This is a genomic window from Stenotrophomonas sp. YJH_SMC_81 (assembly GCF_059370875.1).
Map to the genome: position 1 here is coordinate 26465 of NZ_JCAFUB010000002.1, position 24781 is coordinate 51245.

Sequence of the window (24781 nt, forward strand, 5' to 3'; positions counted from 1 at the left end):
GCGTGAGTGGTCTTTTGGTGAATATTTCACTTAGGTTTTTCCATCCCTCTGTTTCTGCTGAATCCATTAGGGAGGAAATTGGTTTGGAGTCCCGCTTTGCCCGCAGTGCAGGTGAGCCTAGACCAGCTCGGCAGGGTGAGGATCAGCAGCTCTATGAATTTACCTATCTATCTATTCCTCTCGCGAGGAAGGTGAATGTCGAGTTGGATGAGGAGATCTCCCGTTGGTGCGATTTTCTGATAAACAAGCGTGAGTTCATTGGCCACATCACAGATACGGGAGGGAGGGCAGAATTCTATATCAGCATCTTTGTGGGCGGACTTGGCGGATTTGAACTGGATCGTGCAGTTCTCACCAGAGTCACAACTTTGGGCCTCGGTTTGGCGGTGGAAATTTACCCGCCTTCGGGCGACGAGACGTAGAGCGCCTCGGGTGCGCGGTCGAATCGGCTGCATCGGGAATGTGGTCGGCAGAGGGGATGTCATCTATCTCCCCCTGGATCCAGATGCGGTTCTGGAGGGGGAGGTCTTGGAACTGGCCGCACTGTTCAGGAGGTATCGGATTCCACTGGCCCAGCTGCGAACGCTGGAGGCAGGCAGGTACTCTCGAGCGCTGCGCGATGCCTTGCGCGAGTAGGGCGCCAAGCGGGAGGCAAGGTGCATGAGCTCCCGCACTCCTCCACAAAAGAACGCGATCGAGCTGCACGCCCTCGGAGAGGTACAAGATGAAAGCCAGGCAGATTCTTCGGTACGGGCTGGCCTACGCGGTGTCGTGTGGAGCACTCTGGCTGTTCCTGCACTTTGTGGGCAGGGCGCTTTACGCCTTCGACTCACATCAGGTTTTCTTCTGGTTGTATGCCGTCAGCCTTTTGTTGCTGGGAATCTGCGCACGGGTTCCCGCCGCGGGCCGCCTTACGATCAGGCGGCTTGCCCAGGGGGCTGGCTTGGGGCTGCTCGCGGGCCTTCTGGCCCAGGTCGTGGTGCTTGTACTGGAAGCCTATAGATTCAGCGGATTCAGCCGATCGCTGCTCTGGCAGGTACTGGTTTCGCTGACGGTGATGAGCGTCGTGCTGCTCACGCCGCTCTGGGGCGTAGTGCTGGTTGCCCTCACTGCCGAACACCGCCGCGACAACCACCCACGTCAGGCCTCGAAGCCATGAAGCACCTGAACGCCTTTTGCCTCGTGGTTGCACTGACATCCTGTGCGGCGCATCCGAGCCGCACCACGAAGTGTCCGCCGGCCCATTTCACCTACGTCGGCACCGAGAGCGTCGACGGACTGACCTACGGGCGCTTCCAGGTCACCCACAATGCTGATCAGCCGCTTCAGCTGTGGGTGGATGAGAGACGCAGGTTGAACCCAAGGACCGCTCGCGCAGAGATGAGGCGCACAGGCGAGGATGCCTGGCGGCCTTACAACGTGATCCTTGAGGAAATCACACCGGGAGCGATCGGGCTGTCGATCGGGCAGGATGAACAGCAGAGCGTTCTGTTCGATGGTGATGGCCTGTTCCTGCCCGGCGCATCCAGCGCGGGCGCGAATTACTCCATCGTGGTACAGGACGCTGCCGGTTGCGAGCATCGCTCGGCAACGTTCATTCCCTGACATTTCTGGCGGCGCGCCGGCCAGGCAACGAAGGAAAAATGGCGCGCCCGGAGGGATTCGAACCCCCGACCAATGGCTTCGGAAGCCACTACTCTATCCGGCTGAGCTACGGGCGCGTTGTAGAACCGCCGCGCCGTCGGCCAGTGCCGGGGCGGGCATCGCACCGCCATGAAGCGGTGCGGGACGGGCATTCTATCCAGTTTCGCCGAACAAATCTCCCCCCACCGGCAAAGCCCTGCCAGAAGGGCAGGAGTATCCTATCGCCATGGCTGATACCCCCCTCACTTCGCCGCAGTCGCCGGCGACGCCGCGTTGGCGGCATTACTGGAGTCTGATGCGCGCTGATCGCCCGATCGGCACGTTGCTGCTGCTGTGGCCCACGTGGTGGGCGTTATGGCTGGCTGCCGGTGGCCTGCCGCCGCTGTGGACGCTGTTCGTGTTCACCGCCGGCGTGTGGCTGACCCGCTCGGCCGGTTGCGTCATCAACGACTACGCTGACCGCTGGCTCGACCCGCATGTGGAGCGCACCAAGGCGCGGCCGCTGGCCACCGGCGCGATCAGCGGCCGTGCCGCGCTGGCGTTGTTCGCCGTGCTGATGCTGGTGGCGTTCGGCCTGGTGCTGACCCTGAACGGGCTGACCATCGGCCTGAGCTTCATCGGCGTGTTCCTGGCCGCCAGCTATCCGTACCTGAAGCGCTACACCCATCTGCCGCAGGTCTACCTGGGCATGTCGTTCGGCTGGGGCATCCCGATGGCGTTCGCCGCCGTGCAGGGCGAGGTGCCGATGCTGGGCTGGCTGCTGTATGCCGGCAACATCCTGTGGTCCACCGCCTACGACACCTGGTATGCCATGGTCGACCGCGAGGACGACCTGAAGATGGGCTCGCACTCCACCGCGATCCTGTTCGGTGATCTCGATCTGGTCATCCAGGGCGTGCTGTACGCGCTGTTCCTGGCCACCATGGCGCTGGTTGGCGTGCGCGGCGGGCTGGGTGGCTACTACCTGGCCGGCGTGGCCGTGGCCACCGCGCTGGTGGTGTACGAATTCTGGATCTGCCGCAACCGCGAGCGCGGCCCGTGTTTCAAGGCGTTCCTGCACAACAACTGGGTCGGCGCCGCGCTGTTTGCCGGTATCGCCGTGGACCTGGCGTTGCGTTGAACCTACGGTGGGGTAGAGCCGGCCGCTGGCCGGCTGCACCCGTGTGTGATTCCGAGGTTGCCGGCCAGCGGCCGGCACTACCCTTCTCCGCCACTACGACCAATAGGTGGCTGACAGCCCACACCCCACCGCCCAGAATCGGTCCATCGAACCTGGGAGGGTAGGCGATGGCCTCGACGGCAGCAGTACAGGACGGCTGGATGGCGCGCGCAGCGCTGCGCTCGGCCGCCTGGGCGGAAAAGTGGTTCCCCGATGCGTATGTGTTCGCGGTGCTGGGCGTGGTCATTGTCGCGCTGGCCGCGATGGGCTTCGGTTCGACCCCTCAGGCCACCGCCAGCGCCTTTGGTGACGGCTTCTGGAGCCTGATCCCCTTCACCATACAGATGGCCTTCGTGGTCATCGGTGGCTACGCCGTGGCGACCGCGCCGGTGGTCGCACGCTTCATCGACTTCCTGGCCCGGGTGCCGCGCACCGGCCGCGGTGCGGTGGTATACGTGGGCCTGGTCAGCATGCTTGCCTCGCTGCTCAGCTGGGGCTTCTCGCTGGTGTTCGGTGGCCTGCTGGTCCGCGCGCTGGCCCGTCGCACCGAACTGCGCATGGACTACCGCGCCGCCGGTGCGTCGGCCTATCTCGGCCTGGGCGCAGTGTGGGCGATGGGGCTGAGCTCGTCGGCCGCACAGTTGCAGGCCAACCCGGCCAGCATGCCGCCGGGCCTGGTGGAGATCACCGGCGTATTGCCGTTCACCGAAACCATCTTCCTGTGGCAGTCGATCGCCCTGACCGCAGTGCTGATCCTTGTCTCGCTGCTGATCGCCTGGCTGACCGCGCCTGCAGCCGGCAGTGCGCGTACCGCCGAGGAATTTCCCGGCGCTGCGCAGGCCGAGCCGGAACCGCTGCAGCGACGCACGCGCCCGGGCGAATGGCTGGAATACAGCCCGCTGCTGACCGTGCTGCTCTCGCTGCTGGCGTTCGGCTGGCTGTTCAACGAGTTCGCCAACAAGCCGGTGGTCACTGCCATCGCCAACCTCAACACCTACAACTTCCTTTTCATTTCGCTGGGCCTGCTGCTGCACTGGCGCCCGCGCAGCTTCCTCAACGCGGTGGCCAAGGCGGTGCCGAGCACCACCGGCGTGCTGATCCAGTTCCCGCTGTACGGCGGTATCGCGATGATCCTCACCCACGCCGCCGGTGGTGACGGGCAGACCCTGGCGCACCGGCTGTCGAGCCTGTTCGTGCACGTGGCCAGCACCGATAGCTTCGCGCTGGTGATGGGCATCTACTCGGCGGTGCTGGGCTTCTTCGTGCCGTCCGGTGGCGGCAAGTGGATCATCGAGGCGCCGTACGTGATGCAGGCCGCCAACGAGCTGAAGGCGCACCTGGGCTGGGCAGTGCAGGTCTACAACGCGGCCGAAGCGCTGCCGAACCTGATCAACCCGTTCTGGATGCTGCCATTGCTGGGCGTGCTGGGGCTGAAGGCACGCGACATCGTGGGCTTCACCTTCATCCAGTTGCTGGTGCACATCCCGCTGGTGCTGGGCCTGTTGTGGCTGCTGGGCATGACCCTGGCGTATGTGCCGCCGGTGATGCCGTGAGTGCAGGGCTGGCGTCCGTGCGCGAGCAGGACGCCAGCTCCGTTCAGCGCGTGTTTCCAGCAGAGCACGCCATGAATGCGCGCAGTCGGGCTGACGGCATGAGCACATGCCGAACCCATATGAATCCTTCATCGGCTTGTGCCGCAAGGGGCTTTGCCCGTTCATTCACGCGCGTACACACCAATGTAGCCGCCCACCAACGCGCGATTAACTCTTCGCTGCAGACGATGACCCCGTCCACCGCATTCCGCGTGTGGCTTTGGAGATCGGACATGGCACAGCAGAACCAGAACCCGAACCAGAAGCAGCAGGGCCAGCAGAACCAGCAGGATCAGCAGCAGGGGCGTGGCCGCGACCAGCAGCAGCAACAGCAGCAGGAACAGCAGCAGCGCAACCAGCGCAACCAGCAACAGGGTGGGCAGGACGAGGAGGAGTGACTTCGGTACCCACTTCCTGTGATGCGCGAAGCCCCGCCCCGTGCGGGGCTTCGCTTATTCCAGCACGCCAATGCGTTGCAGCACCGGCGCTGCTGACATGTCGTTCGGGTTGGTGCCCGGCTGATCCTGCGGCACCTCCATGCCCATGGCGCGGTAGAGATCGACCCAGTGCCGTGCGATCTGCCCGGTCTTCGGGTTGCGGAAGTTCATCGGCTGCAGTGCGAACACATGGTGCGCACGGAACGCACGTTCGATGAAATCCGAACAGTAGTAGCTGTCCTCATTCAACACATACGACGTGTTGTAGGGCTTACCCAGCATCATGCGTGCGGTCGCGATCGCATCCTTGATGGCAGCCTGCTGCGATGCGCGCAGCCGATAGACCACGACCTGCCGCTGCTTGCCTCGGGCGTCCTCGCGGAACTGATCCAGCGTCTGCCGGCGCGAGCCTTTCTCATCCGCATGCAGTACCTCCCAGCCGTCTGGCGCCGCAGCGACCAGGGCCACGTGATCGAAGCTGGGTGCGCCCTGCTTGCCGGTGGCATCGTCGATGGCCGCGCTCAGGCCGGCATGGCCGGCGGTGACGAACAGCAGATCGCCTTCCCGGACCTCCAGCGCGGCCGCACCACCAGGCCACAGCGTTGGCAGCAGCAGGGAGAGGGCAAGCAGGAATGCGCGCATGGGGCCAGGGTCGAAGCGTGTGCGGCGTAGTCTAACGGCTGCTGCGATGACGTTGATTTCAGTATTAGTGTGATATTAGTCTCAATTCAGCATGTCGGGATATTCCTGACAGCGGATGTTGAAACTGAATTGACCGAGGCATGGCTATCCTTGCCTCCCTACCGCGCCGGAACCGCGCGCGACCGCCCGGAATCAGGAGGATCCCGTGAACCAGCTCCGCCCCGTTGCCCTGCTTGCGCTTGCCCTGGGGCTTGCGCTGTCCGGCTGCAAGCCTGCGCCCCAGGCAGCCCCCGCTGACGCCGCCGTACCGGCTCCGACCAGCACAGCCGCCGCCACGGCGCCGGCCACGCCGGTTGCCGCAGTCCCGGCAGACGCGTCTGCCAGTTGCCCCCATCCGGTCTTCGACGACTTCCTCAAGCATTTCGGCAACGAGATCGCGCTGCAGGAAACGTCCACTGCCGATCCGCTGCTGGACAGCCACATCGACAGCGAAGCCGAGCCGGAGCCACGCAAGGTGGAGGAGAAGGTGCCGCTTGCCAAGGTCGAATGGCCGGTGATGCCGGACCCGGCCACGCTGCAGCGCCAGGGCCGCGAGATGCAGGTCACCCGCCTGCCCGATGGCCAGGTACAGGTGCAGATGCGCACTCCCGATACCAGCGACCAGCAGATCTACACCTTTGCCCAGAAGCCGTGCTGGCAACTGGTCAAGCGTGAGGACGAATCGATCTGACCCCTGAGCAACCGCCTGCGGGCGGTCGTGTGATTCACCCAAGGAGCCCCGCATGCGTCTGTCTCCCGTTGCCCCCGTACTGGCCCTGATGCTTGCTGCCTGCAGCGGCCCTGAGGCGGCTGCACCGGCGGCCCCTGCTTCCACTGACCCGGCAGCGACGCCGGCCGCACCTGCGGCTGCCGTTGCGGACCATTCCACCTCTCTTACGCGCGACGAGACCGGCATGCATATCGATTGCCAAGGCACCCGCCTGCACCTGGCGGCCCAGCCCACCCAAGACACGGACGCTTCCCGGCTGACCACGCTGGAAATTGAAAAGGACGGCGCACGCCAGGCCATTGCTGCGCCCAAGGAGATGGACGGCTATACCGCCGTTGGCCTGGCCTGCGTGCAGGACCGCAGCGGTACGCCGTACTTCGTCGTGCAGTACGGTGAACTGCCGTTCGGCTGCAGCTTCTGCGAGTGGTACTACCTGTACGACGCCAGTGGCCGCCAGTTGACCCACAGCACACCGCCGCTGCGCGGCGCGGAAGGCGAAGAGCAGGAGCCCAACAACGACGAGTACGAGAAGTTGATCGACTCGCTCGGCATCAAGCACCCGGAGGTGAACTACATCGAAGACTGAGCGCAGCGGCAGGACGTCGCACGCGCGCTGTGAACGCAGCACTGCAGTACCGCAGTACCAGAAGTACCAGGAGCAGTACCCCTTAAGGAAATTCCCTTTTTCATAGAATGGATAGCACAGAAATGGCAGACATCTACCAGGACATGGTCCAGCCCCGCGGGGCGGCCTACAGCAGTGACCGCATCAAATCGTGGAGCCACTACCGCGAGCCGATCGACCAGAGCGACGGCCGCCTGCATGGCAACTCCCGCCGGTGGGGCGATGCGACCCCGGAAGTACAGTCACGGGTGATCGACACGATCATCGAGTCGGCGCGCGAGAAGGGCCTGACCCCGCGCGAAACCGCGCACGTACTGGCCATCGCCCGCGTTGAATCGGGTTTCAACCCCGATGCCGCCGCTGGCACCACCTCGGCCTCGGGCCTGGGCCAGTTCATCGACAAGACCGGCAACCACTACCACCTCAACAACCGCAACCGCTTCGACGTCGGCGCACAGTCCGACGCACTGGTTGACCATTACATCGATAACCGCACGCTGGCGCACAAGCGCGGCCAGGGTGAGGAGTACATCTACAAGTACCATCACGACGGCCCGACCCGTGATTACGGCGGCCTCGCCCTGTCTGAAAAGAAAGTGATGCCGTACGTGGACAAGTACGAGCGGTTCGTGGAGCAGCGCCTGGGACTGACCCACGGCCAGTCCCAGGGCAGCCACGCGGCCCCCGCCGTAGCTGCGGCCACGCACGCGCAGGCCAAGCCGGCAGCGGTGCATGCCGAAGGCCAGACCCGCACCTTCGAGCAGACGATGCAGGTGATGCTGCCCCCGCAAAACGGGGTCAAGCCGCACATTACCGGTGAGTTCGGCGAACACCGCGCGCACAAGCCGCACGGTGGCACCGACTTCAACTATGTCGGCGGCCAGCACGGCCGTAATCTGCAGCACCCGACCGTCAACGCGCCGATCTCCGGAACGGTGACGTTCGTCGGTGGCGACTATGGTACGGTGAAGATCAGGGATGCACAGGACAACTCGCACGAGATCCTGCACCTGCAGTCGACCCAGGTGAAGGAAGGCCAGCCGATCAAGGCGGGTGAGCCGATCGGTACCATGGGCGGCCGTGGCCCGGGCGGTGCGGGTCAGTATGCCCAGCACGTGCATTACCAGTTGAAGGATCCGCACGGCAAGCTGATCAGCCCGCAGGACTTCTGGGACCACGGCAAGCTGAAGGAAACCGGCAAGGGTGGCCATTCGCATGACGCCGACCACAACGGTGTGCTGCGCCAGGGGGCCAAGGGCGAGGAAGTGACTGCGCTGCAGAAGGAACTCAACCGCCTGGGCGTGCGCGACGGCCAAGGCAACCCGCTGAGCGAGGACGGCAAGTTCGGTGCCAATACCAGGGACGCACTGATCGCCTACCAGAAGCAGCACGGGCTCTCCGCCGATGGCGTGGCGGGTCCGGCGACGCTGGGCAAGCTGGCCGAAGGCCGCAGCCATGCCGAGGCGGCGCCGAAGGGGCCGCAACTGGGCGACAAGGCGCATCCGGATACGCCGCTGCACAATGCGATCCGCGGCCACATGCCGGGCATGATCTGCAACGAGATGAGCGCGCATGTGACCGCCCAGGCCAAGGCCGCCGGCATCGATTCGCCGGAAAAGCTGCAGGGCGTCACCGTGCAGGATGGCAAGGCCTTCGTCGTGGGCACCGTTCCCGGCTTCCGTACTGCGGTGGACATGACCCAGACGGCACCGAGCCTGCAGGAGACCAGCGCTGCAATGCTGGCCAAGCACGAGCCTTCGCAGCAACACGTGCAGGACGAGCAGCAGCGGGTGGCCATGGGCCGTTGACCACTGCGTGTGAAGAAGTGTGTGGTAAAGGAGGCCGGCCGGAGTAATCCGGCCGGCTTTTCCGTTCATGGGGCAAGGACATACACGGATGCCGTTTCGCATGATGCACAGCACCGCCATTGCAAGGCACGGCGTCCACATGAGCCGTGTGCTGCGGTGGCGCAACGCATGGCAGTGGGGAGGGCTGGCACTGCTGCTCTGGCTGTTGCCACTGCCAGTGCTGGCGGCGGTCCCGATTCCGGCACTGGACGACCCGGTGGTGGACACCGCCAACGCGCTGTCCGCCAGCACCCGCGCAACGCTGCGCGAGCAGGCATTGCAGCTGCAGGCACGCAAAGGCGCGCAACTGCAGGTGCTGGTGGTGCCCAGTGTTGGCGATGACGGCATCGAAGCCTTTGCACAGCGTGTCTTCGACCAGTGGCAGCTGGGCCGCGCCGGTGTCGATGACGGGGTGTTGCTGCTGGTGGCGGTGCAGGACAGGCGCGTACGCATCCAGACCGGCTATGGCCTGGAAGGCACCATTCCCGATGCCTATGCCGCGCGCATCATCGACAAAGCGATCGTGCCGCGCCTGCGCGAAGGAGACCTGGACCAGGGCATGCTGGATGGCAGCAAGGTGCTGGTGGCGCTGATCGATGGCGAGCCGCTGCCGGCCCAGGAGGATTCATCCGCACGCAACCTGTTGCCAGCGGATTGGCGCACAGGGGATTCGGTCGTTGCCCTGACGTTGCTGGTGGGGTTCCTGGCCGGTCTGTGGCGATCACCGCCACGCCTGCTGGCCACCAGGACCGAGGCCGAGTTCAGCGGTAAGCGCCGTGAGCGGCGGCGCAAGGCACTGGCAGCCAATGCGGCAATGCCCAGGCCGAAACGGCCGACATTGCCTGCCTGGGTCAGGCCGTTGCTGGTAACGGCGGTGATGGCCGCTGGGTTGGTTTCGGCGACGCTGCTGCTGCCGCGGCATGTGCTGCCTGCGCTGTTCTTCGTGCTGTTACCGGCCGTACCGGTGGCGGCGCTGCTGGGGTGGTGCTGGCGTCGCAGCCGTGGTGTGCGCATCGTGCTGTGCGGCATGTTGGCCGTCAGTATCGGATTCTTTGTGGTGATGCTGGTCCGTGGTCAGTTGCCGCCCAGCCTTGCCCTGCACACGTTGCTGAACCTGGCGGTCGCCATTGCCGCCATGCTGGTGTTCTTCCTGGTGCAGGCCGGCCGCGCGCGCTGGCGGAAGAACCGCAACAGCTTCGCCGTGCGCCTGGTGGTGCTGGTGCTGTTGACCGGCGGCTATGCGCTGGGCGCGCTGCTGGCCATCGACCGGGCCAACGATGAGAACGCACGCGTGTTGGCGACGATCGTGTCCAGCGTAGGCTCGCTGTTCCTGTACTTCATCTGGGTGTTCACCCTGCTGCCCGGCGAAAAAGCACGCAGCGGACGAAGGTCGTCCCAAGGCTACCGTTCCTCGTCCAGCACCTCGTCGTCGAGTTCGTCCTCAAGCAGTTCCGGCGGCTGGTCCGGTGGCGGTGGCCGCAGCGGCGGCGGCGGCGCTTCGGGCAGCTGGTAGCTCAGGCCGCCCACACCCGCCAGCCCAGCGCGGCATCGCGCAGTTCGCCGCTGCCGCTCACATCACCCACCTGCAGCTGCACGCCCTGCGCATTGGGCAGGTCCTTCTGCTCGGGGAACCAACGACGGTCGGCGGCGACGATGATCAGCAGGCCCTCGTCGTCGCCCATCGGCGCGAACTGCGGCGACGGCGGGCTGATCGGCTGCAGGCCGAAGCGCTGGCTGGACTGTTCGCGCACCGCATCGACATCGTGGCTGGGCAGGCCAACCTCGCTCAGGCAGGTCAGCTCGCTGCCATGGAACACGCCTTCGCGCGCGCTGGCCGGCAAGCGACGGCGGCCGATCAGTTCAAGGATCAGGCCGTCCGGGCCGGTGAAGTACACCGACTGCGACTGCCAGCTGCTCTCCAGCGCGAAGTAATCCAGGCCCTCAGGATTACGTTGCAGCGGGGTACGTTCGCGCAACCAGGCCATCGCCTCGCCGAAGCGGTTGTCCGGTACGTTGAAGGCCAGGTGCACGCCACCGACGGGGTGATCACCCGCCGCCTGCAGTTCGATCGTGCTCCAGCCGATGTGCACATGGTTGCCGACCACGCGCTGCTGCAGCACATCGTGGAAATACGCGGCGACGGTGGCGACGTCGGACACCGGCAGGGTGAGGTGAAGCAGGCGCATGACCGATTCTCCATGGACGCGCTCACTGTAGCGCTGGGGACTGCCCGGCGGCCACTAGCGCAGTGACTGGTTGAAGAATCGTATTGCGGCGTCCACTGCCTGCGCGTGGGTCTGCGCCTTCGGCACCGATGTGCTGCACAGGTCCTGCAGCCGCTGTTGTCCGGTCGGGGTGCATGCGGCGAGGAAATCGTAATGGCCGACACCGGGCAGCACCTGCAGTGCAGCGCCCGCAATCGCCGCACGCGCAGCCTCGCCATTGGTCTGTGGTGGCGCGACCGTGTCCGCTTGGCCCAGCACGATCGACACCGGCTGTTTCAGCGAGGAGAGCTGCTCGGGCGCAAAGGCCTGCACGATTGCCGGCGCCAGCAGGAACACCGCGCGCACGCCGGGAATGGCGCGTGCGTCGTTGGCGTGGGACATCCATGGCGATAGCTCGGGCGACGCCGCAGCGGCAACGCGCGCCTCCATCGTGTGCGTTGCCGCCTCCTGTTGGGGCCGGCAGACGCCGTCATCCGGATGTGCGGTACAGAAGTCCCGCAATCGCTGCAGGTCCGGTCGCGCACCGGCTGCCAGCAGCGCGGTGTAGCCACCGGCCGAGAAGCCGGCGACCCCCAGGCGCTCAGGATCGACATGCGGGCCCAGCACCGGATCAGCTTGCACGGCCGCCAGTGCGGCACGCAGGTCATCGGCGCGCAACCAGGTCAGAAGGCTGCCGGGCAGGGTCATGGTGTCAACGCCGTTGTTGCCTGGATGATCCACCGCAATCACCAGATATCCGGCCCGCGCCAGCGCCGTGCCCAGCCAACCCATCATGCGCGCGCTGCCGCCGTTGCCATGCGAGAGCAGCAGGGTCGGCAGGCGATCTCCCGCGACCGGCGCATCCTTGGCCGACCGGCCGACGTGGAACAGCGGCGCGTCGGGTGGACCGATGGTCAGCGCGCTTTCGCGGCTGCCGGCCTGTGCCGGATACCAGACCGTGTAGCGCAGCGCGTCGCGGTGCCCTGCGTCGCGCACGGCGGCGCTGGCCAGCGTCGTCGTGCCGTGGCGCTCGCCGGCGACGCCGCTTTCGCGGGCGGCGCCGGTGATTGTAAACGCCATCAGCATCGCTCCCAGCACAGCAGCGGTCATGCGCATCTTCAACTCCTTGTCAGTGGTGACGTTCTTCCACCGGCAGCCAGATCTCCACGCCGCCGTTGCCGCTGTGCTCGTCGAACCGGGCGTCGTAGCGCTCCAGGTCCGGCGCATCGGCAAGGCTCAGGTTGGACGCAGGGAGATAATGATCCAGCAACCAGAACCAGGTCGAGCGGATGGCCGAGATGTGTCCGCCGTGCCAAGCCACCAGGTAGCGGCGCGCCGGGATGTCCACGCGTCGCCAGTGCGCAGGCACGCTCGGCACCGTGCTTGCCGGTAGTGCCGCAATGTAGTCGAAGCCACCATCGTCATCACTGTTGCAGCACACGCCGAAGCTGACCGGTGCCGGCGTCGGCCACTCGCGGTTGAGCTGGGCCCATTGGCCCGGAATCGCGCCGCTGCTGTCGCGGGTATGCCGCATGCCGACGCCTGCCAGCTGGAACGCGGGCGTATCGAGCAGCCGGGGGGCTTCAATGCAGGCTGACGGGGCCTCGTCCAGGCGGATCGCCTGCACCAGCGTCAGCCCATCGGTGCCCTGTTCGCGTACCCGTTCCGGTGTCTGCCCGAACTGTTCGCTGAAGGCACGGGTGAAGGCAGCATGGGTGGTGTAGCCGGCCCCCAGCGCCACCTGCAGGATGTCGCCCGCGCCGTTGGCCAACCGCTGCGCGGCAGCGGTCAGGCGGCGCCCGCGAAGGTAGCGCACCACCGAGGTGCCGGTGCGGGCCTGGAACAGGCGTGACAGATGAAACGGCGACAGGCCGGCCGCAGCGGCGATGTCGGCCAGCGCCAATGGCTGGTCCGCATGGGTTTCGATGTACCACAACGCCTTGCCTGCCGCGCTCATCCTGCCGTTCCCCGCATCCAATGCCGGCACAGTAGCGGATCGGCAGGCGCGGCGTTTAGCAGTTCTTGCGCTGCCGGGGCTTTGCGTCTGCCTGCGTACCGGCAACAATGCGTGCTTCATGGACGTGATGGGGGGCAGGGAGATGCGATCGACGACGGGGGATGCCAGGCCAGCGGAGCCCGGCCGATGATCGAGATGATCGAAATGCTGCTTGCCCTCTGGGTACTTCCCAGTCTGTTGACCCTGGCGCTGATGCTGCTGATGTTGTTCGGCGCGCCACGGTGGCGCGGCAACCCCTGGGTGTACCGTGTCGGCTTCGCGTTGCTGGGTGGGTTTCTGACACCGACGTTGTTGGGGGCCGGTCACGGTGGGTTGCCGTGCGCGACTATCGGCGGGCTGGTGATGATACTGACGCAGCTGCAATGGATCGGCGATCTGCAGGTCGACTTCATGGGGATCGGGATTCGCAACAGGGGCATCTGGATCATGTCCACCCCCGCCTTGGTGGTGTTCGCCGCCATGATGTTCGTTCCGCTGCGAACGGCACGGCCGGCCCGATTCGGCTTTGGCGACGACGCCAACGGCTAGCCGCTGTGTGCGGGGTGGGGCGTGGGTCTGCATTGCCACCCATGCATGGCGTGGATCTACGGATGAGTCCTGGCAGGGGCCAACCTTGGTTGGCGCATCAAGCTGTCGTACTGACGTCATGCCTCCTTCACACATCGCGCCGAGACTGCGCGCCTTGTCCAGGCCTGTTGTGTGCGCACAGGTGCTGGCCCTGTCGCGCCCTCCCGGAGCCCTGCCGTGCATCGTTCGAAGCTTTCGCGTTCCATCCTCCTTGCCCTTTGCATGGCCAGCGCAGGAGGCGCGATTGCAGCGGAGGCCGATGCGGTCGATGCCGCCGGCGGCAGCCGCGCCGTGCCCACCCAGCTCGATGCGATGCTGGTCACCGGTACCCGCGCGTCCAACCGCACCCAGTTCGAAACGCTGGCGCCGGTGGACGTGTTCACCAAGGAAGACATCAGGTCCGTTGAATCCACCGACCTGAAGGACGTGCTGGCGCAGCTGGTGCCATCGTTCGTGGTGCAGCGCCTGCCGATGGCGGACGGCCAGGTGTTCGTGCGCCCGGCGACGCTGCGTGGCCTGTCGCCGGACCAGACCCTGGTGCTGGTCAACGGTCGCCGCTTCCATCGCAGCGCGCTGCTCGGCAACCGCGGTGCGCAGGCTGCTGATCTGGCACAGATTCCCACCAGCGCGATCAAGCGCATCGAGGTGCTGCGTGATGGCGCGTCGGCGCAGTACGGCTCGGATGCCATCGCCGGTGTCATCAACATCATCCTCGAAGAGGGGCCCGGCACCGAGATCACCGCCGGCTATTCGCAGTACGCGCAGGGCGACGGTGCCTCGCGCGATTTCAGTGCGCGCACCGGCTGGTCGCTGGGCGACTATGGCAGCCTGGTGCTGTTCGCCGAATCGTCCAACTCCGACGCCACCTCGCGCACGCGCCAGCGCCCGGATGCGATCGCCTTCCAGGCTGCACATCCGGAGCTGGACGTGCCCAATCCGGTACAGCGCTGGGGCCAGCCGGAACTGGAAAGCCGCCGCGTCGGCTTCAACGTGAAGGCCCATGCCAACGACACGCTGGAGCTGTATGCGTTCGGCCTGTACAGCCACAGCGATGGCGTCAGCGATTTCAACTGGCGCAACCCGGACACCACCACCGGCGCCTACCGCACCACGGCGATCTTCCCGGGCTGGAACCTGCGTTCGATCTATCCGGTGGGCTTCAGCCCGCAGTACGGCAACACGCAGAACGACCTGCAGCTGGTCGGCGGCCTGCGTGGCGAGATCACGCCGAAGCTGCGCTGGGATGTCAGCGCGTCGTATGGCCGCAACGCCATCGACTACAGCCTGAAGAACTCCATCAACGCTTCGCTCGGCCCGGCCAGCCCGACCGCGTTCGATCTTGGCCGCCTGACCCAGACCGAAAAGAACGCCAACGCCGACTTCAACTACGAATGGGACGTGGCTGCGCTGTCCAAGCCGATCAACGTCGCCTTCGGTGGCGAGTTCCGCCAGGAAACCTACCAGGTGCGCGCCGGTGATCCGGCCTCGTACGCGGTGGGTCCGGGCGCGGCCGCGGGCCTGGAGGCCAACTCCAATGGCGCGCCGGGCTTCTCGGCCAGCCAGGCCGGGCAGTGGAGCCAGCGCAGCAAGGCCGCCTACGTGGACATGGAAGTGCCGCTGGGCGAGCGCTGGAGCATCGGTGCAGCCAGCCGCTACGAGGACTTCTCCAGCTTCGGCAGCACACTGGACGGCAAACTGTCGGCGCGCTTCGCGATCACCCCGGACGTCGCCCTGCGCGGCACCGTGTCCAGCGGCTTCCGTGCACCGACGCCGGCGCAGCTCAACACCACCAGCACCACCCAGGGGTTGGATACGCGCACGCTGCAGATCTTCACCAGTGGCCGCCTGTCGCCGAACGATCCGCTGGCGCAGCTGCTCGGTGCCAGGCCGTTGAAGCCGGAAGAATCGCGTACCGCATCGCTGGGCCTGACCTGGCGCACCGACCTGGGCCTGTCCGGCTCGGTGGATGTCTACCAGATCAAGCTCACCGACCGCTTCAGCCAGTCGGCCAGTTTCGCCATTCCGGCCGGTACGCCCAATCCGCTGGGCTATACCTCGGTGAACTACTTCACCAACGACTTCGACACCACCACCACCGGCGTGGACGTGGTCGGCAACTACCTGCGCGACCTCGGCGCGGGCCGCATGACGCTGACCCTGGCCTACAACTACAACCGCACCCGCGTGGACAACGGCAGCACCTCGGTGGCCACCAACGAGACCCAGCGCGTGCTGTTCGAGGATCGCCTGCCCGAGCACAAGGGCAGCCTGACCGGCAGCTGGGACATCGGTGCCTGGTCGTTGATGGCGCGCATGCGCTACTACGGTGCCTGGACCGACTCCAGCGGCAATGCGGTGGGCGATATCTACCAGCGCTTCGGTGCGAGGAGCTTCCTCGACCTGGCCGTCGGCTATCGCATCAACGAACATCACAGCCTGCGCGTGGGCGCCGACAACGTGTTCGACCGCTATCCGGACGAAGCCACCTTCCAGGCCAGTCGCGGCCTGGTCTACTCGCGCAACGCGCCGTACGACACCGACGGTGCCAACCTGTACGCACAGTACCGGCTGAGCTTCTGATGGACCCGGTCCGCCGCTCCCTGTTGCGTGCCGGCACCTTGCTGCCGGCCGCAGCCGCACTTTCTTCACTGCCGGCCATGGCTGCCACGCGTTACGCTGCGTCCATGCAGATTCCCGCAACGACCGCGGCGCCGGACGTGCTGGCCCGCGATGAAAACTACTGGGCCGCCGTGGCCAGCCACTTCGATGTCACCGACGAAGTGAACCATCTGGAGAACGGCTACTGGGGCGCGATGGGCCGCGAGACGCTGGCCAGCTACCAGCGCCACACCGCGGAAGTGAACCGAGGCAATGCCTGGTATGGCCGCCGTGAGTTCCCGGCGCAGTACATGGCGGCGCAGCGGCAGGTGGCCGAACTGCTGGGCGTGGGCGCCGACGAGATCGCACTCACCCGCGGTGCCACCGAGGCGATGCTGGCGCTGATCGGCGGCTACAACCGCCTGCAGCCTGGCGACCAGGTGCTGTACGCCGACATCGACTACGACAGCATGATCGGCGCGATGCGCTGGCTGCAGCAGCGCCGCGGCGTGCAGGTCGAGCGCATCGCGCTGCCGGCCGTGCCCGACCATGCGCAGATCCTGCAGGCCTACGAGGCCGCGTTCGCGCGGCTGCCACGCCTGAAACTGATGCTGCTGACCCAGGTCAGCCATCGCCATGGACTGGTGCTGCCGGTGGCCGAAATCGCCGAACGTGCGCGCGCACGCGGCATCGACGTGATCGTTGATGCAGCACACGGGTTTGGCCAGATCGACTACGCGGTGCCGCAGCTCAAGGCCGACTTCGTTGGCATCAACCTGCACAAGTGGATCGGTGCACCGGTCGGCGTCGGCGCGATGTATGTGCGCAAGGGCCGCGTTGCGGACCTGGAGCCGTACATGGGCGAGACCGACGATGGCCGCGTGGGCAGCCGTGTGCACACCGGTACGGTCAACTTCGCCGCTTACCTGGCGCTGCCGGAAGCGATCGCGCTGCACCAGCGCATCGGCGCGGCCAACAAGCAGGCGCGCCTGCGCTACCTGCGCGAGCGCTGGACCGTGCCTGCGCGGCAGATGGCGCATATCGAAGTGCTGTCGTCGCCTGATCCGGCGCTGGCCAGCGCATTGGCCAGCTTCCGCCTGCGCGGCCACACCTCGGTAGAACAGAATCAGGCACTGCAGAAGCGCTTGCTGGATGAGCATCGGATCTTCACCACCCATCGCGATGGCCTGGAGTCGGGCGCCTGCGTGCGGGTGACACCGTCGGTGTTCACCCGGCCGGCGCAGATGGATGCGCTGGTGCAGGCTCTCGCGGCCCTGGTCTGACCCTGCTTTGGTAGGTGCCAACCTTGGTTGGCACATTCCAACCGCACCGGGGAATCGTCCGCCGGGCAGCGGTTACCGCTCGATCGCCGGCAGCGCGTTCGACAGCAACCGGTCAATCCTTCCGTTGATGCAGAACTGTAGTGCCGAACATCGTCTGAGCTCTACAGTCGCAACGCACACCAATCCCCCGGCCGGCCAGGAGAGCCAACCGGCCAGGGGCACCACTCAACGCCTTACTTGGTCTCTTCCCACTGCACCACGTCCGGCTCGGTGGCGCGGATACCGGCGGTGGACAGCAGCCTGGTGGTCGCATCCAGCGCAGCGTTTACCGACGGGTACTCCACGATGGCCTGGCCCGAAGCCTTCGACACCTTCACCACGGTGCCACCGGTGGCCGTAGCCGCGCGCTGGGCCGAGGCTGCATCGGTGAAGAACACCTTGACCCGCGACGTCGCCACTACCGGCGCGCCGTCACGGGAGACCGCTGCGGCGAACTTGCCGGCGCCGGCATCGGCAGGTGCCGCCGTTGCGCCATCCAGCGAACGCTTGGTGCGCGAACTGGTGGTCGCCGCCGCCTGCGGGGTGATCGTGAACTGGCCGCCGCTGGCCTGCTTCACGGTGGCCGAGGGGGACAGCTGGAATCGCGTGCCGCCCACATCGAACGTGCGGCCGGTAGCGGAGGCCTTCAGTTCCTGCGCATCCACGGTCGACAGGGTCCTGGCTGGAGGGGTCTGCCCCGAGCTCTGCGCCCAGGCAGGGGAGGTCATCGCCGCGAAGGCGAGCGTGCTCAACAGAATGGTGGTCTTCATCATCAGTGCCCCAGAACGCGGATCTTGAAGAATTCGAGGTTGCCGCGCGATGCTGCGGTCGCGGCCTGCCCCATGTCGGTGACTTCCAGCGTCCAGGTGCCGCTGGCATTCTCATCCAGGAAGGCATTGCTGGACAGGAGGTCCCAGCTGGTGAAATTGCTCTGCGCGCCACCCGTGCCCGAACCGATCGCGGTGAACGCCGGTTGCACCACGCTGCGGGTGCCGCTGGGCGACACAAGCACGAACTGCAGCTGGCGCGTGTTGCGGTGGTTGACCCGGAAGCCCAGCTGCACGCTTTCGATGCTGCGCGCGCCGTTGGCCAACTGGAAGGTCAGGCGTGCGGCGGCAGCCGAGGTGTTGCCGATGGCCACGGTACGCGTCGTGTTGCGCCAGCCGCTGTCGACCAGCGGGCCCAGCGACTGGAAGTTCTCGGCCACCTGCACTGCACGCGCAGCGTTGACCACGCCGAAGCCATACCAGTTGCTGTAGGCACGGCCGGCAGCATTCACCGTCCAGCCCGGCACCAGCGTGCGCCCGTCGGCCAGCGTCACCGCCGGCTGGTTCGGGTGGTTGCGGGTGGCGGTGGTGGCCAGGATGTACTTCACATCGCGATAGGACAGGTTCGGATTGGCCTCCAGCACCAGTGCCGCCACGCCCGACACCATCGGCGCCGACGCCGAGGTGCCGTTCATCTTGGCGGTGTAGTTGCAGGTGCTGTCGATGGCCGACAGATTGCTGTCCAGGGTGTTCTGGCGGTTGGTGTTCTTGTTGCTGCCCTGCGCGCACCCGGTCACGTCGGTGGTGACGATGGCCGGGTCGTACGCGCGCGCCACCAGGCCGGGCGCAAACTGTGCCTGCAGGCCGTACTCACCACCAAAGGCCGACACCCACAAGGCCGAGCCGGTGGAGGAGTAAGACGAGCGCACGCCATCGGCGCGCACCGCGCCTACCGTGATCACGTTGAACAGGTTGTTGCGCGGATCACGGCCGGCGGGCACGCAGCCGGTGTTGCGGTTCTTGGTGTCGGTGGTGCAGACATCCTGGGTCTGGCTGATCGAGGCATTGTTGAAGTTGTTGCCGGCCGACTTCACGTAGATGCCGCCGCGGCCACCGCGCGTCCCCGACAGTGCCTGCTCATACGAACGAATCGTGTTTTCGCTGTACGCCAGCGGCAGGTTCGGATTGCCCGGGCCGGCGCCCCAGCTGTTGTTGAACACCTGCACGTCGGCCGATTCCGTGCCGTCCCACCAGGCGTACTCGATGTTGCTCTGCTGGTTGCCCAGGGCCGAGCGCGAAATCGGGTTGAAGCCCTTCAACGTCGCCGCCGGGGCTACACCGCGCACGCCCAGGTTGTTGGCGCCCACCGCACCGGCGATGCCACCGACCATGGTGCCGTGGTTGTCGACATCGGGATTGGTCGGGGTGGGGTTGTTCGAGCCATTGGTGAAGTTCTTGCCGGCTACAGCGGCCACGTTGGCCGCCAGGTCCGGATGCGCGATCTGCAGGCCGTCGTCGACGATGGCGATGGTGACGCCCTGGCCACGGATGCCATTGCGGAACAGGCCATCCACGTTCAGGTCGTTGCCTGCCACCGGCAGTGTGTCAGCCGGGACCGTCTGCCCGGTGTTGAGCAGGTGCCACTGTATCCCCGCCAGTGGATCGGCCTGTTGGGCCTGGGCGGTGACGGCCAGGCTGCCCAGTACCAGGGCAGTGGCGAGGGCCAGGCGCGCAGAGCGCGGTGGCGCGGAGCGTTGCGTGTGTCGCTTCATACACGAATCCTTCTGTTGTGAATCGGCATGGCAGGACGGCGGGGCGGAACTGCCCCATCGCAACGAGCCAAACGCGACACAACGAACAACCCCCTACCTCTTCACACCCGCAATGTGCGAATGTGCCAATTGCGTCACAAACGCTTAGTACGTCAAGTTATGACGGGGCACTCGAATGCCTTCACGCCATCATCGCGTGCTTGCTTCGAGGTACGGGAAACCTGGGTAATCGCATGCAGGTGAAGTCACACATGAAGAAGGCACGCCAGCGTGCCCGTGCACGCGCGGACCAGACTCCGCTCTCGGTTGCCGTCATCCGCAAGGTGGTGCTGTCCGTGCATACGCGCAGCCACGACTATGGCGACGATGCCGATATCGCCGAGTTGCTGCCCGAACTGGCAGCATTCGGCATCACCACGGTGAAACCGCTGCGCCTGCTGATGAAGAAATACCGTCGCGCACTGCTGCAGGAGGAACGGATCGTCATGCGACGCGCAGAGACGCTGCATCTGCGCACCGAGTGGCGGCCCGGTGGCATAGACGTGCATGCCAACACCAGCCGCTACGCCATCGGCGGCCTGGTCCGCACCAGCATGGAACACGAATTCGGCTTCGAGACGATGCTGCCCTTCCACGAGGTGCGCGAGGACGAGCCCGCGTAGCGCGGTGCCTGCCCGGTGGGTGTGGAAGCCCCGCCGGGGCATCATCGCGCGCCCTCACATCGCGCTGTGCTACTACAGCCCGTGCACCCTTCCGCACGGAGCACGATGATGGTCAATCCGCTCGCCCAGGCCCATCGCGGCCTCGGCACCACACTGTTCAGCCTGTTGAACCCGATACCCTTCGGTTTCTTCGTCGGCGCACTGATCTTCGACGCGATCTACCTCAACAGCGCCGAGGTGATGTGGGGCAAGGCAGCCGCCTGGCTGATCACCTTCGGCCTGCTGATCGCCATCGTGCCGCGCCTGATCAACCTGTTCGCGGTCTGGCGCCGCAACGGCACGGCCACCCGCATCGACCGCATCGACTTCTTCCTCAACCTGGTCGCGGTGGTGCTGGCCATCTGGAACGCCTTCGTGCACAGCCGCGATGCGTACGCCGTTGCGGTGCCGGGCACGATCTTGTCGGCGCTGACCGTGGCCCTGATTGCCCTGGGCCTGATCCTGCTGTCACTGCAGCCGCCGGTGCTGCAGGGAGGTCGTCATGGCTAAGCACATCCTGCCCACCATGGGCGCCCTGGCGCTGGCCGTGATGCTGTCGGCCTGCGCCGGCAAGGCTGAATACCATCCCGCCGACCAGTCGGGCCCGCAGCCGCCGCTGCCCAAGCCGGCCAACTTCCTGATGCCGCCGATGCAGGTGCCCAAGGGCGTCGGCTGGGCTGATGGACAGACCCCCACGGTGGCCGAGGGCCTGAAGATCGAACGCATCGCCGCCAACCTGCAGCATCCGCGGCGGCTGCTGACCCTGCCCAATGGCGATGTACTGGTGGTGGAGGGCAACGGCCCCGGCGAAGAACCGGTCACCACGCCCAAGCAGTGGATCGCCGGCAAGGTGAAGGCGCGCTCGGGCAAGGCCGGCAAGGGCGGCAACCGGGTCACCCTGCTGCGCCGCTCGCCGGGAACGAACACCTGGACCCAGCATGTCTACATCGAGGGCCTGCATTCGCCGTTCGGCATCCAGCTGATCGGCGACACGCTGTACGTGGCCAACACCGGCAACATCATGCAGTACCACTACGTGCCCGGCGAAACCCGCATGTCCGACAAGGGCCGCGAGTTCACCGACCTGCCTAGCACCATCAACCACCACTGGACCAAGGAACTGCTGGCCAGCCGTGATGGCCGCAAGCTGTATGTGGGCGTGGGCTCCAACAGCAACATCACCGAGAACGGCCTGGCCGTCGAATACCGCCGTGCGGTGGTGCTGGAAGTGGATGTGGCCACCCGCGGCAGCCGCATCTACGCCTCGGGCATCCGCAATCCGACCGGGCTGGACTGGGAGCCGAGCACTGGCCAGCTGTGGGCCGTGGCAAACGAGCGCGATGAGATCGGTGCCGACCTGGTGCCGGACTACCTCACCTCGGTGAAGGAAGATGGCTTCTACGGCTGGCCCTACAGCTACTACGGCCAGCACGTGGACGAACGCGTGCAGCCGCAGCGGCCGGACCTGGTGGCCAAGGCAATCGTGCCGGACTACGCCATCGGCTCGCACGTGGCACCGCTGGGCCTGCTGTTCTACACCGGCCAGTCGCTGCCGCCGCAGTACCACGGCGGTGCCTTCATCGGCGAGCACGGCAGCTGGGACCGCTCGCCATTGAGCGGCTATGAAGTGGTCTACGTCTCGTTCAAGGACGGCAAGCCGACCGGGCGGCCGCAGACCGTGGTCAGCGGCTTTGCATCGAAGGACGAGAAGACCCTGATGGGCGCACCGGTGGGCATGGCGATGGATGCCGAAGGCGCATTGCTGGTGGCCGACGACGTGGGCGACGTGGTGTGGCGGGTGTCGGCCAAGTAATTCTGTAGAGCCGAGCCCATGCTCGGCTTACGTGCGCAGCGCGGGGTTTCCGCGTACAGGTTGAAGAGAAGCCGAGCGTGGGCTCGGCTCTACAGTTCCGCGGTACTGCTGCGGAACCCGCTGAACACCGATTCCGCAGCAAATCCCACGCCGCCCAGCAGCACGCCGAAATACACCACCGTGGCCACCACGAAGCCGTAACCGGCCGCCACCGCCGCACCATCGCGCTGGATGAAGCCAATCGCAAACGACATCAGCGCCAGCGCCGGCAGCGTGTTGCTGAAGGGAATCGGTCCGGCCGGCGCCATCAGCAGCAAGGTCGCGAACACCAGCATCAGGTTGTTCAGGCGCATCATCTTCTTCGAGCGCACCATCACCGCAAGCCGCATCGGCCGCGACAGCCGCTCCATGCGGTGCACCCATTTCAGCGCACGGCTGAGGTTGGCCTTCAGCTTGTCGGTGGCGATCTCGCGGCGGGCCAGCTTCTGTGGCACCCACAGCGGGCGGTTGCGCACCCGGCTCAGGCCGATCAGCAGGATCGAGGCGCCAAACACCGTACTCAGCCCGGGAATCGACACCGGAATGATGAAGATGGCCGAGAGCAGGATCACGATCAGCAGCAGGCCCTCATCGCCCAGCGCGCTGAGCAGGGTGCCGACGCTCACCTGGTCGCCGGGCAGCTCGTCGATCATCTGTTCGATCTGCTGGGCCAGGGGCGCGCTGTCATTGGTTTCGGGGGCACGGTAGGTCATGCGTCGCAAGGTTCTCCAGGGAAGGGCGGTCAACGGGCCGTCCTGCGGTGGGGGACGCACAGGCTCCCGCAGTATCCCGGCCAACGTGGGCAAAGAGGTGAACCGGGCATGAGGGGGTAAACTGGCGTGCCCCGCACGAGTTGAACGCAATGGACATGGGCCGCCGGCAATCGACCATCGAACTGGTCGCCATCGACATGGATGGCACGCTGCTGGACACGTCGCACCAGCTCACCGCACGCGCTCGGCAGGCCATCGCGCAGGCGCGCGCACTGGGCGTGCACATCGTGCTGACCAGTGGCCGCCCGGTCCCCGGCCTGGCGCCGTACCTGCACGAGCTCGGCATCAACGGCAACGACGACTACTGCATCGCCTGCAATGGCGGCCTGGTGCAGCGCATCGGCACGCGCGAAACCGTGGTCGAGTATCCGCTCAGCTTCGACGACTTCCTGTTCTGCGAGCAGGTCGCCCGCGACCTGGGCGTGCACTTCCAGGCGCTGGACAGCCGGCGCATGTACACGCCCAACCAGGACATCAGCTACTACACCGTGGCCGACTCGCATCTCTCGCGGATGCCGCTGTCGTACCGCCGCGTGGAGGACATGGATCCATCGATGTCCTTCATCAAGCTGATGATGATCGACGCGCCGGACGTGCTGGATGCCGCCATCGCGCGCCTGCCCAGCGAACTGACCGAGCGCTTCGCGGTACTGAAGAGCGCGCCGTTCTTCCTGGAAGTGTTCGACCACCGCGCCGGCAAGGGCCCGAGCCTGCAGAAGCTGGCCGAGCACCTGGGCATCGACCGTGCCAACGTGATGGCCATCGGCGACCAGGAGAACGACCTGACCATGCTGCAGTACGCCGGCACCAGCGTGGCGATGGGCAATGCCATCGACGCGGTGAAGGCGGTGGCGCGGTTCGGGACCACCAGCAATGCCGACGAAGGCGTGGCACGTGCCATTGAGCGCTTCGTCCTGCAATGATCGGACGCACATCATGAGCTGGACTTTGATGATGTTTGCTCAGTCCTTCGCCAACGAGCGGTTGTCGGCGCAAGTTTTCTCCGAGTCCTACATCGAGCTATGGAAGATCGAGCGGGATCTCGACTTGCCGGCTTTGGATGACGTAGCGCTTTCAACGTGCCTGTCCAGCATCTTCTGTGCTGCTGACATGTATTGCGACGAAGATGTAGATCGCCATGCGTATGAGCTTGATGCCGCCCAGCTGCATGCTGCCGTTGTGGCTCTGATCGATGAGTGGAAGCAGTCCACGACTGCTCGCTAGCCTGGCTTGGATGTATACCTGCGTATAGCCCATACATCCCCATTACCATCTGCGCTGTACCACGGTGCAATGGCGGATGCGGCAGTGCGATGCAAGAATTTCGCACGTCGAAATCACTCCATCGAATTTTGAGGCAGAGGATCGTCTTCCTCTGCTGACCGTCGCGCACCGCGCCGTCACTCCCTCAACGCAATCGCACCGCCAGCCAGGGTACCGACACCGGTGCTGCAACGCGCTGGGCGTGCGCCTGCGCCGCTCTCTCCCTGCAC

Annotated in this window: 25 protein-coding genes and 1 tRNA gene; 18 read left to right on the forward strand and 8 right to left on the reverse strand. The window is 65.9% G+C overall.

Going from position 1 to position 24781, the window contains the following annotated elements; all coding sequences use genetic code 11:
* The first annotated feature begins 2 nt into the window (after window positions 1-2).
* The 3 genes from AC5P8U_RS03650 to AC5P8U_RS03660 all read left to right on the forward strand — a co-directional run bounded on the left by AC5P8U_RS03650 (window position 3) and on the right by AC5P8U_RS03660 (window position 1605).
* The gene (locus tag AC5P8U_RS03650) at window positions 3-422 is read left to right on the forward strand and encodes a DUF4279 domain-containing protein (protein ID WP_134955282.1); all 420 of its coding nucleotides are present in this window, start codon (window positions 3-5) and stop codon (window positions 420-422) included.
* A 302-nt stretch (window positions 423-724) separates the two neighbouring features.
* Entirely contained in the window at window positions 725-1159 is a 435-nt protein-coding gene (locus AC5P8U_RS03655; RefSeq protein ID WP_438914890.1) for a hypothetical protein, read from the forward strand.
* On the forward strand, window positions 1156-1605 hold the full coding sequence (locus tag AC5P8U_RS03660) for a Rossmann-fold NAD(P)-binding domain-containing protein (RefSeq protein ID WP_188238981.1): 450 nt from the start codon (window positions 1156-1158) through the stop codon (window positions 1603-1605). Before AC5P8U_RS03655 ends, AC5P8U_RS03660 begins: the two co-directional genes overlap by 4 nt.
* Before the next feature lie 39 nt (window positions 1606-1644).
* Here AC5P8U_RS03660 and AC5P8U_RS03665 read toward each other — a convergent pair.
* A tRNA-Arg gene (locus AC5P8U_RS03665) sits at window positions 1645-1721 on the reverse strand.
* A gap of 149 nt (window positions 1722-1870) precedes the next feature.
* Between AC5P8U_RS03665 and ubiA the strand changes: the two genes are divergently transcribed.
* From ubiA to AC5P8U_RS03680, 3 genes are all read left to right on the forward strand, one after another.
* The gene (gene ubiA / locus AC5P8U_RS03670) at window positions 1871-2764 is read left to right on the forward strand and encodes a 4-hydroxybenzoate octaprenyltransferase (protein WP_005411493.1); all 894 of its coding nucleotides are present in this window, start codon (window positions 1871-1873) and stop codon (window positions 2762-2764) included.
* Window positions 2765-2931: 167 nt separating this feature from the next.
* A complete protein-coding gene (locus AC5P8U_RS03675; RefSeq protein ID WP_495213919.1) occupies window positions 2932-4356 on the forward strand; it encodes a short-chain fatty acid transporter in 1425 nt (474 codons plus the stop codon).
* A gap of 272 nt (window positions 4357-4628) precedes the next feature.
* The gene (locus AC5P8U_RS03680; RefSeq protein WP_005414774.1) at window positions 4629-4793 is read left to right on the forward strand and encodes a hypothetical protein; all 165 of its coding nucleotides are present in this window, start codon (window positions 4629-4631) and stop codon (window positions 4791-4793) included.
* 54 nt (window positions 4794-4847) lie between these two features.
* Here the strand turns inward: AC5P8U_RS03680 and AC5P8U_RS03685 are convergent, their stop codons facing one another.
* Window positions 4848-5474, reverse strand: a complete 627-nt coding sequence (locus AC5P8U_RS03685) for a YiiX/YebB-like N1pC/P60 family cysteine hydrolase (protein ID WP_065186583.1) — start codon at window positions 5472-5474, stop codon at window positions 4848-4850.
* Window positions 5475-5679: 205 nt separating this feature from the next.
* Between AC5P8U_RS03685 and AC5P8U_RS03690 the strand changes: the two genes are divergently transcribed.
* The 4 genes from AC5P8U_RS03690 (at window position 5680) to AC5P8U_RS03705 (ending at window position 10228) form a co-directional block, all read left to right on the forward strand.
* Window positions 5680-6204 (forward strand): hypothetical protein, encoded by a 525-nt coding sequence (locus AC5P8U_RS03690; RefSeq protein WP_072167986.1) that lies wholly within the window; start codon window positions 5680-5682, stop codon window positions 6202-6204.
* A 52-nt stretch (window positions 6205-6256) separates the two neighbouring features.
* On the forward strand, window positions 6257-6829 hold the full coding sequence (locus tag AC5P8U_RS03695) for a hypothetical protein (protein WP_227836791.1): 573 nt from the start codon (window positions 6257-6259) through the stop codon (window positions 6827-6829).
* 122 nt (window positions 6830-6951) lie between these two features.
* Window positions 6952-8676 carry a peptidoglycan-binding protein gene (locus tag AC5P8U_RS03700; RefSeq protein WP_447897028.1) on the forward strand — a complete coding sequence of 575 codons (1725 nt, stop codon included), beginning with the start codon at window positions 6952-6954 and terminating at the stop codon, window positions 8674-8676.
* Between the two features lie 139 nt (window positions 8677-8815).
* On the forward strand, window positions 8816-10228 hold the full coding sequence (locus tag AC5P8U_RS03705; RefSeq protein WP_447897027.1) for a TPM domain-containing protein: 1413 nt from the start codon (window positions 8816-8818) through the stop codon (window positions 10226-10228).
* Window position 10229: 1 nt separating this feature from the next.
* Here the strand turns inward: AC5P8U_RS03705 and AC5P8U_RS03710 are convergent, their stop codons facing one another.
* Genes AC5P8U_RS03710 through AC5P8U_RS03720 form a run of 3 tightly spaced genes read right to left on the reverse strand, consistent with a single transcriptional unit; the run spans window position 10230 to window position 12876 of the window.
* Window positions 10230-10901 carry a VOC family protein gene (locus tag AC5P8U_RS03710; protein WP_072167984.1) on the reverse strand — a complete coding sequence of 224 codons (672 nt, stop codon included), beginning with the start codon at window positions 10899-10901 and terminating at the stop codon, window positions 10230-10232.
* A gap of 54 nt (window positions 10902-10955) precedes the next feature.
* Window positions 10956-12035: an alpha/beta hydrolase family protein gene (locus tag AC5P8U_RS03715; RefSeq protein WP_188240539.1), complete on the reverse strand. Its 1080-nt coding sequence runs from the start codon at window positions 12033-12035 to the stop codon at window positions 10956-10958.
* A 13-nt stretch (window positions 12036-12048) separates the two neighbouring features.
* Complete coding sequence (locus AC5P8U_RS03720) at window positions 12049-12876, reverse strand: AraC family transcriptional regulator (RefSeq protein WP_072167982.1); 828 nt, start codon at window positions 12874-12876, stop codon at window positions 12049-12051.
* A 186-nt stretch (window positions 12877-13062) separates the two neighbouring features.
* On the opposite strand from AC5P8U_RS03720, the gene AC5P8U_RS03725 reads away from it, so the two are divergent.
* From AC5P8U_RS03725 to AC5P8U_RS03735, 3 genes are all read left to right on the forward strand, one after another.
* Window positions 13063-13464 (forward strand): hypothetical protein, encoded by a 402-nt coding sequence (locus AC5P8U_RS03725; protein ID WP_014648738.1) that lies wholly within the window; start codon window positions 13063-13065, stop codon window positions 13462-13464.
* 216 nt (window positions 13465-13680) lie between these two features.
* Window positions 13681-16083, forward strand: a complete 2403-nt coding sequence (locus AC5P8U_RS03730; protein ID WP_447897025.1) for a TonB-dependent receptor plug domain-containing protein — start codon at window positions 13681-13683, stop codon at window positions 16081-16083.
* Entirely contained in the window at window positions 16083-17384 is a 1302-nt protein-coding gene (locus AC5P8U_RS03735) for an aminotransferase class V-fold PLP-dependent enzyme (protein ID WP_188240541.1), read from the forward strand. Before AC5P8U_RS03730 ends, AC5P8U_RS03735 begins: the two co-directional genes overlap by 1 nt.
* A gap of 233 nt (window positions 17385-17617) precedes the next feature.
* Here the strand turns inward: AC5P8U_RS03735 and AC5P8U_RS03740 are convergent, their stop codons facing one another.
* On the reverse strand, window positions 17618-18196 hold the full coding sequence (locus tag AC5P8U_RS03740; protein WP_088497382.1) for a DNA breaking-rejoining protein: 579 nt from the start codon (window positions 18194-18196) through the stop codon (window positions 17618-17620).
* Window positions 18196-19962: a S8 family serine peptidase gene (locus AC5P8U_RS03745; RefSeq protein ID WP_353080605.1), complete on the reverse strand. Its 1767-nt coding sequence runs from the start codon at window positions 19960-19962 to the stop codon at window positions 18196-18198. Before AC5P8U_RS03745 ends, AC5P8U_RS03740 begins: the two co-directional genes overlap by 1 nt.
* A gap of 251 nt (window positions 19963-20213) precedes the next feature.
* Between AC5P8U_RS03745 and AC5P8U_RS03750 the strand changes: the two genes are divergently transcribed.
* The 3 genes from AC5P8U_RS03750 (at window position 20214) to AC5P8U_RS03760 (ending at window position 22476) form a co-directional block, all read left to right on the forward strand.
* Entirely contained in the window at window positions 20214-20624 is a 411-nt protein-coding gene (locus AC5P8U_RS03750) for a hypothetical protein (RefSeq protein ID WP_227836799.1), read from the forward strand.
* A gap of 108 nt (window positions 20625-20732) precedes the next feature.
* On the forward strand, window positions 20733-21173 hold the full coding sequence (locus AC5P8U_RS03755; protein ID WP_041863928.1) for a DUF2231 domain-containing protein: 441 nt from the start codon (window positions 20733-20735) through the stop codon (window positions 21171-21173).
* Window positions 21166-22476 (forward strand): PQQ-dependent sugar dehydrogenase, encoded by a 1311-nt coding sequence (locus AC5P8U_RS03760; RefSeq protein WP_151354623.1) that lies wholly within the window; start codon window positions 21166-21168, stop codon window positions 22474-22476. Before AC5P8U_RS03755 ends, AC5P8U_RS03760 begins: the two co-directional genes overlap by 8 nt.
* A gap of 89 nt (window positions 22477-22565) precedes the next feature.
* Here AC5P8U_RS03760 and AC5P8U_RS03765 read toward each other — a convergent pair whose 3' ends face one another.
* On the reverse strand, window positions 22566-23228 hold the full coding sequence (locus AC5P8U_RS03765; protein ID WP_151354622.1) for an exopolysaccharide biosynthesis protein: 663 nt from the start codon (window positions 23226-23228) through the stop codon (window positions 22566-22568).
* Window positions 23229-23377: 149 nt separating this feature from the next.
* On the opposite strand from AC5P8U_RS03765, the gene yidA reads away from it, so the two are divergent.
* Complete coding sequence (gene yidA / locus AC5P8U_RS03770; RefSeq protein WP_088497378.1) at window positions 23378-24211, forward strand: sugar-phosphatase; 834 nt, start codon at window positions 23378-23380, stop codon at window positions 24209-24211.
* A 13-nt stretch (window positions 24212-24224) separates the two neighbouring features.
* Window positions 24225-24512 carry a colicin immunity domain-containing protein gene (locus tag AC5P8U_RS03775; protein WP_065197195.1) on the forward strand — a complete coding sequence of 96 codons (288 nt, stop codon included), beginning with the start codon at window positions 24225-24227 and terminating at the stop codon, window positions 24510-24512.
* The last annotated feature ends 269 nt before the right edge of the window (window positions 24513-24781 follow it).

What these genes read in the sequence shown, in the direction of transcription:
- AC5P8U_RS03655 (WP_438914890.1), top strand. Translation starts at nt 725, where the DNA reads ATGAAAGCCAGGCAGATTCTTCGGTACGGGCTGGCCTACGCGGTGTCG.
- AC5P8U_RS03660 (WP_188238981.1), top strand. Translation starts at nt 1,156, where the DNA reads ATGAAGCACCTGAACGCCTTTTGCCTCGTGGTTGCACTGACATCCTGT.
- ubiA (WP_005411493.1), top strand. Translation starts at nt 1,871, where the DNA reads ATGGCTGATACCCCCCTCACTTCGCCGCAGTCGCCGGCGACGCCGCGT.
- AC5P8U_RS03675 (WP_495213919.1), top strand. Translation starts at nt 2,932, where the DNA reads ATGGCCTCGACGGCAGCAGTACAGGACGGCTGGATGGCGCGCGCAGCG.
- AC5P8U_RS03680 (WP_005414774.1), top strand. Translation starts at nt 4,629, where the DNA reads ATGGCACAGCAGAACCAGAACCCGAACCAGAAGCAGCAGGGCCAGCAG.
- AC5P8U_RS03685 (WP_065186583.1), bottom strand. Translation starts at nt 5,474, where the DNA reads ATGCGCGCATTCCTGCTTGCCCTCTCCCTGCTGCTGCCAACGCTGTGG.
- AC5P8U_RS03695 (WP_227836791.1), top strand. Translation starts at nt 6,257, where the DNA reads ATGCGTCTGTCTCCCGTTGCCCCCGTACTGGCCCTGATGCTTGCTGCC.
- AC5P8U_RS03700 (WP_447897028.1), top strand. Translation starts at nt 6,952, where the DNA reads ATGGCAGACATCTACCAGGACATGGTCCAGCCCCGCGGGGCGGCCTAC.
- AC5P8U_RS03705 (WP_447897027.1), top strand. Translation starts at nt 8,816, where the DNA reads ATGAGCCGTGTGCTGCGGTGGCGCAACGCATGGCAGTGGGGAGGGCTG.
- AC5P8U_RS03710 (WP_072167984.1), bottom strand. Translation starts at nt 10,901, where the DNA reads ATGCGCCTGCTTCACCTCACCCTGCCGGTGTCCGACGTCGCCACCGTC.
- AC5P8U_RS03715 (WP_188240539.1), bottom strand. Translation starts at nt 12,035, where the DNA reads ATGCGCATGACCGCTGCTGTGCTGGGAGCGATGCTGATGGCGTTTACA.
- AC5P8U_RS03720 (WP_072167982.1), bottom strand. Translation starts at nt 12,876, where the DNA reads ATGAGCGCGGCAGGCAAGGCGTTGTGGTACATCGAAACCCATGCGGAC.
- AC5P8U_RS03725 (WP_014648738.1), top strand. Translation starts at nt 13,063, where the DNA reads ATGATCGAGATGATCGAAATGCTGCTTGCCCTCTGGGTACTTCCCAGT.
- AC5P8U_RS03735 (WP_188240541.1), top strand. Translation starts at nt 16,083, where the DNA reads ATGGACCCGGTCCGCCGCTCCCTGTTGCGTGCCGGCACCTTGCTGCCG.
- AC5P8U_RS03740 (WP_088497382.1), bottom strand. Translation starts at nt 18,196, where the DNA reads ATGATGAAGACCACCATTCTGTTGAGCACGCTCGCCTTCGCGGCGATG.
- AC5P8U_RS03745 (WP_353080605.1), bottom strand. Translation starts at nt 19,962, where the DNA reads ATGAAGCGACACACGCAACGCTCCGCGCCACCGCGCTCTGCGCGCCTG.
- AC5P8U_RS03750 (WP_227836799.1), top strand. Translation starts at nt 20,214, where the DNA reads ATGAAGAAGGCACGCCAGCGTGCCCGTGCACGCGCGGACCAGACTCCG.
- AC5P8U_RS03755 (WP_041863928.1), top strand. Translation starts at nt 20,733, where the DNA reads ATGGTCAATCCGCTCGCCCAGGCCCATCGCGGCCTCGGCACCACACTG.
- AC5P8U_RS03760 (WP_151354623.1), top strand. Translation starts at nt 21,166, where the DNA reads ATGGCTAAGCACATCCTGCCCACCATGGGCGCCCTGGCGCTGGCCGTG.
- AC5P8U_RS03765 (WP_151354622.1), bottom strand. Translation starts at nt 23,228, where the DNA reads ATGACCTACCGTGCCCCCGAAACCAATGACAGCGCGCCCCTGGCCCAG.
- yidA (WP_088497378.1), top strand. Translation starts at nt 23,378, where the DNA reads ATGGACATGGGCCGCCGGCAATCGACCATCGAACTGGTCGCCATCGAC.
- AC5P8U_RS03775 (WP_065197195.1), top strand. Translation starts at nt 24,225, where the DNA reads ATGAGCTGGACTTTGATGATGTTTGCTCAGTCCTTCGCCAACGAGCGG.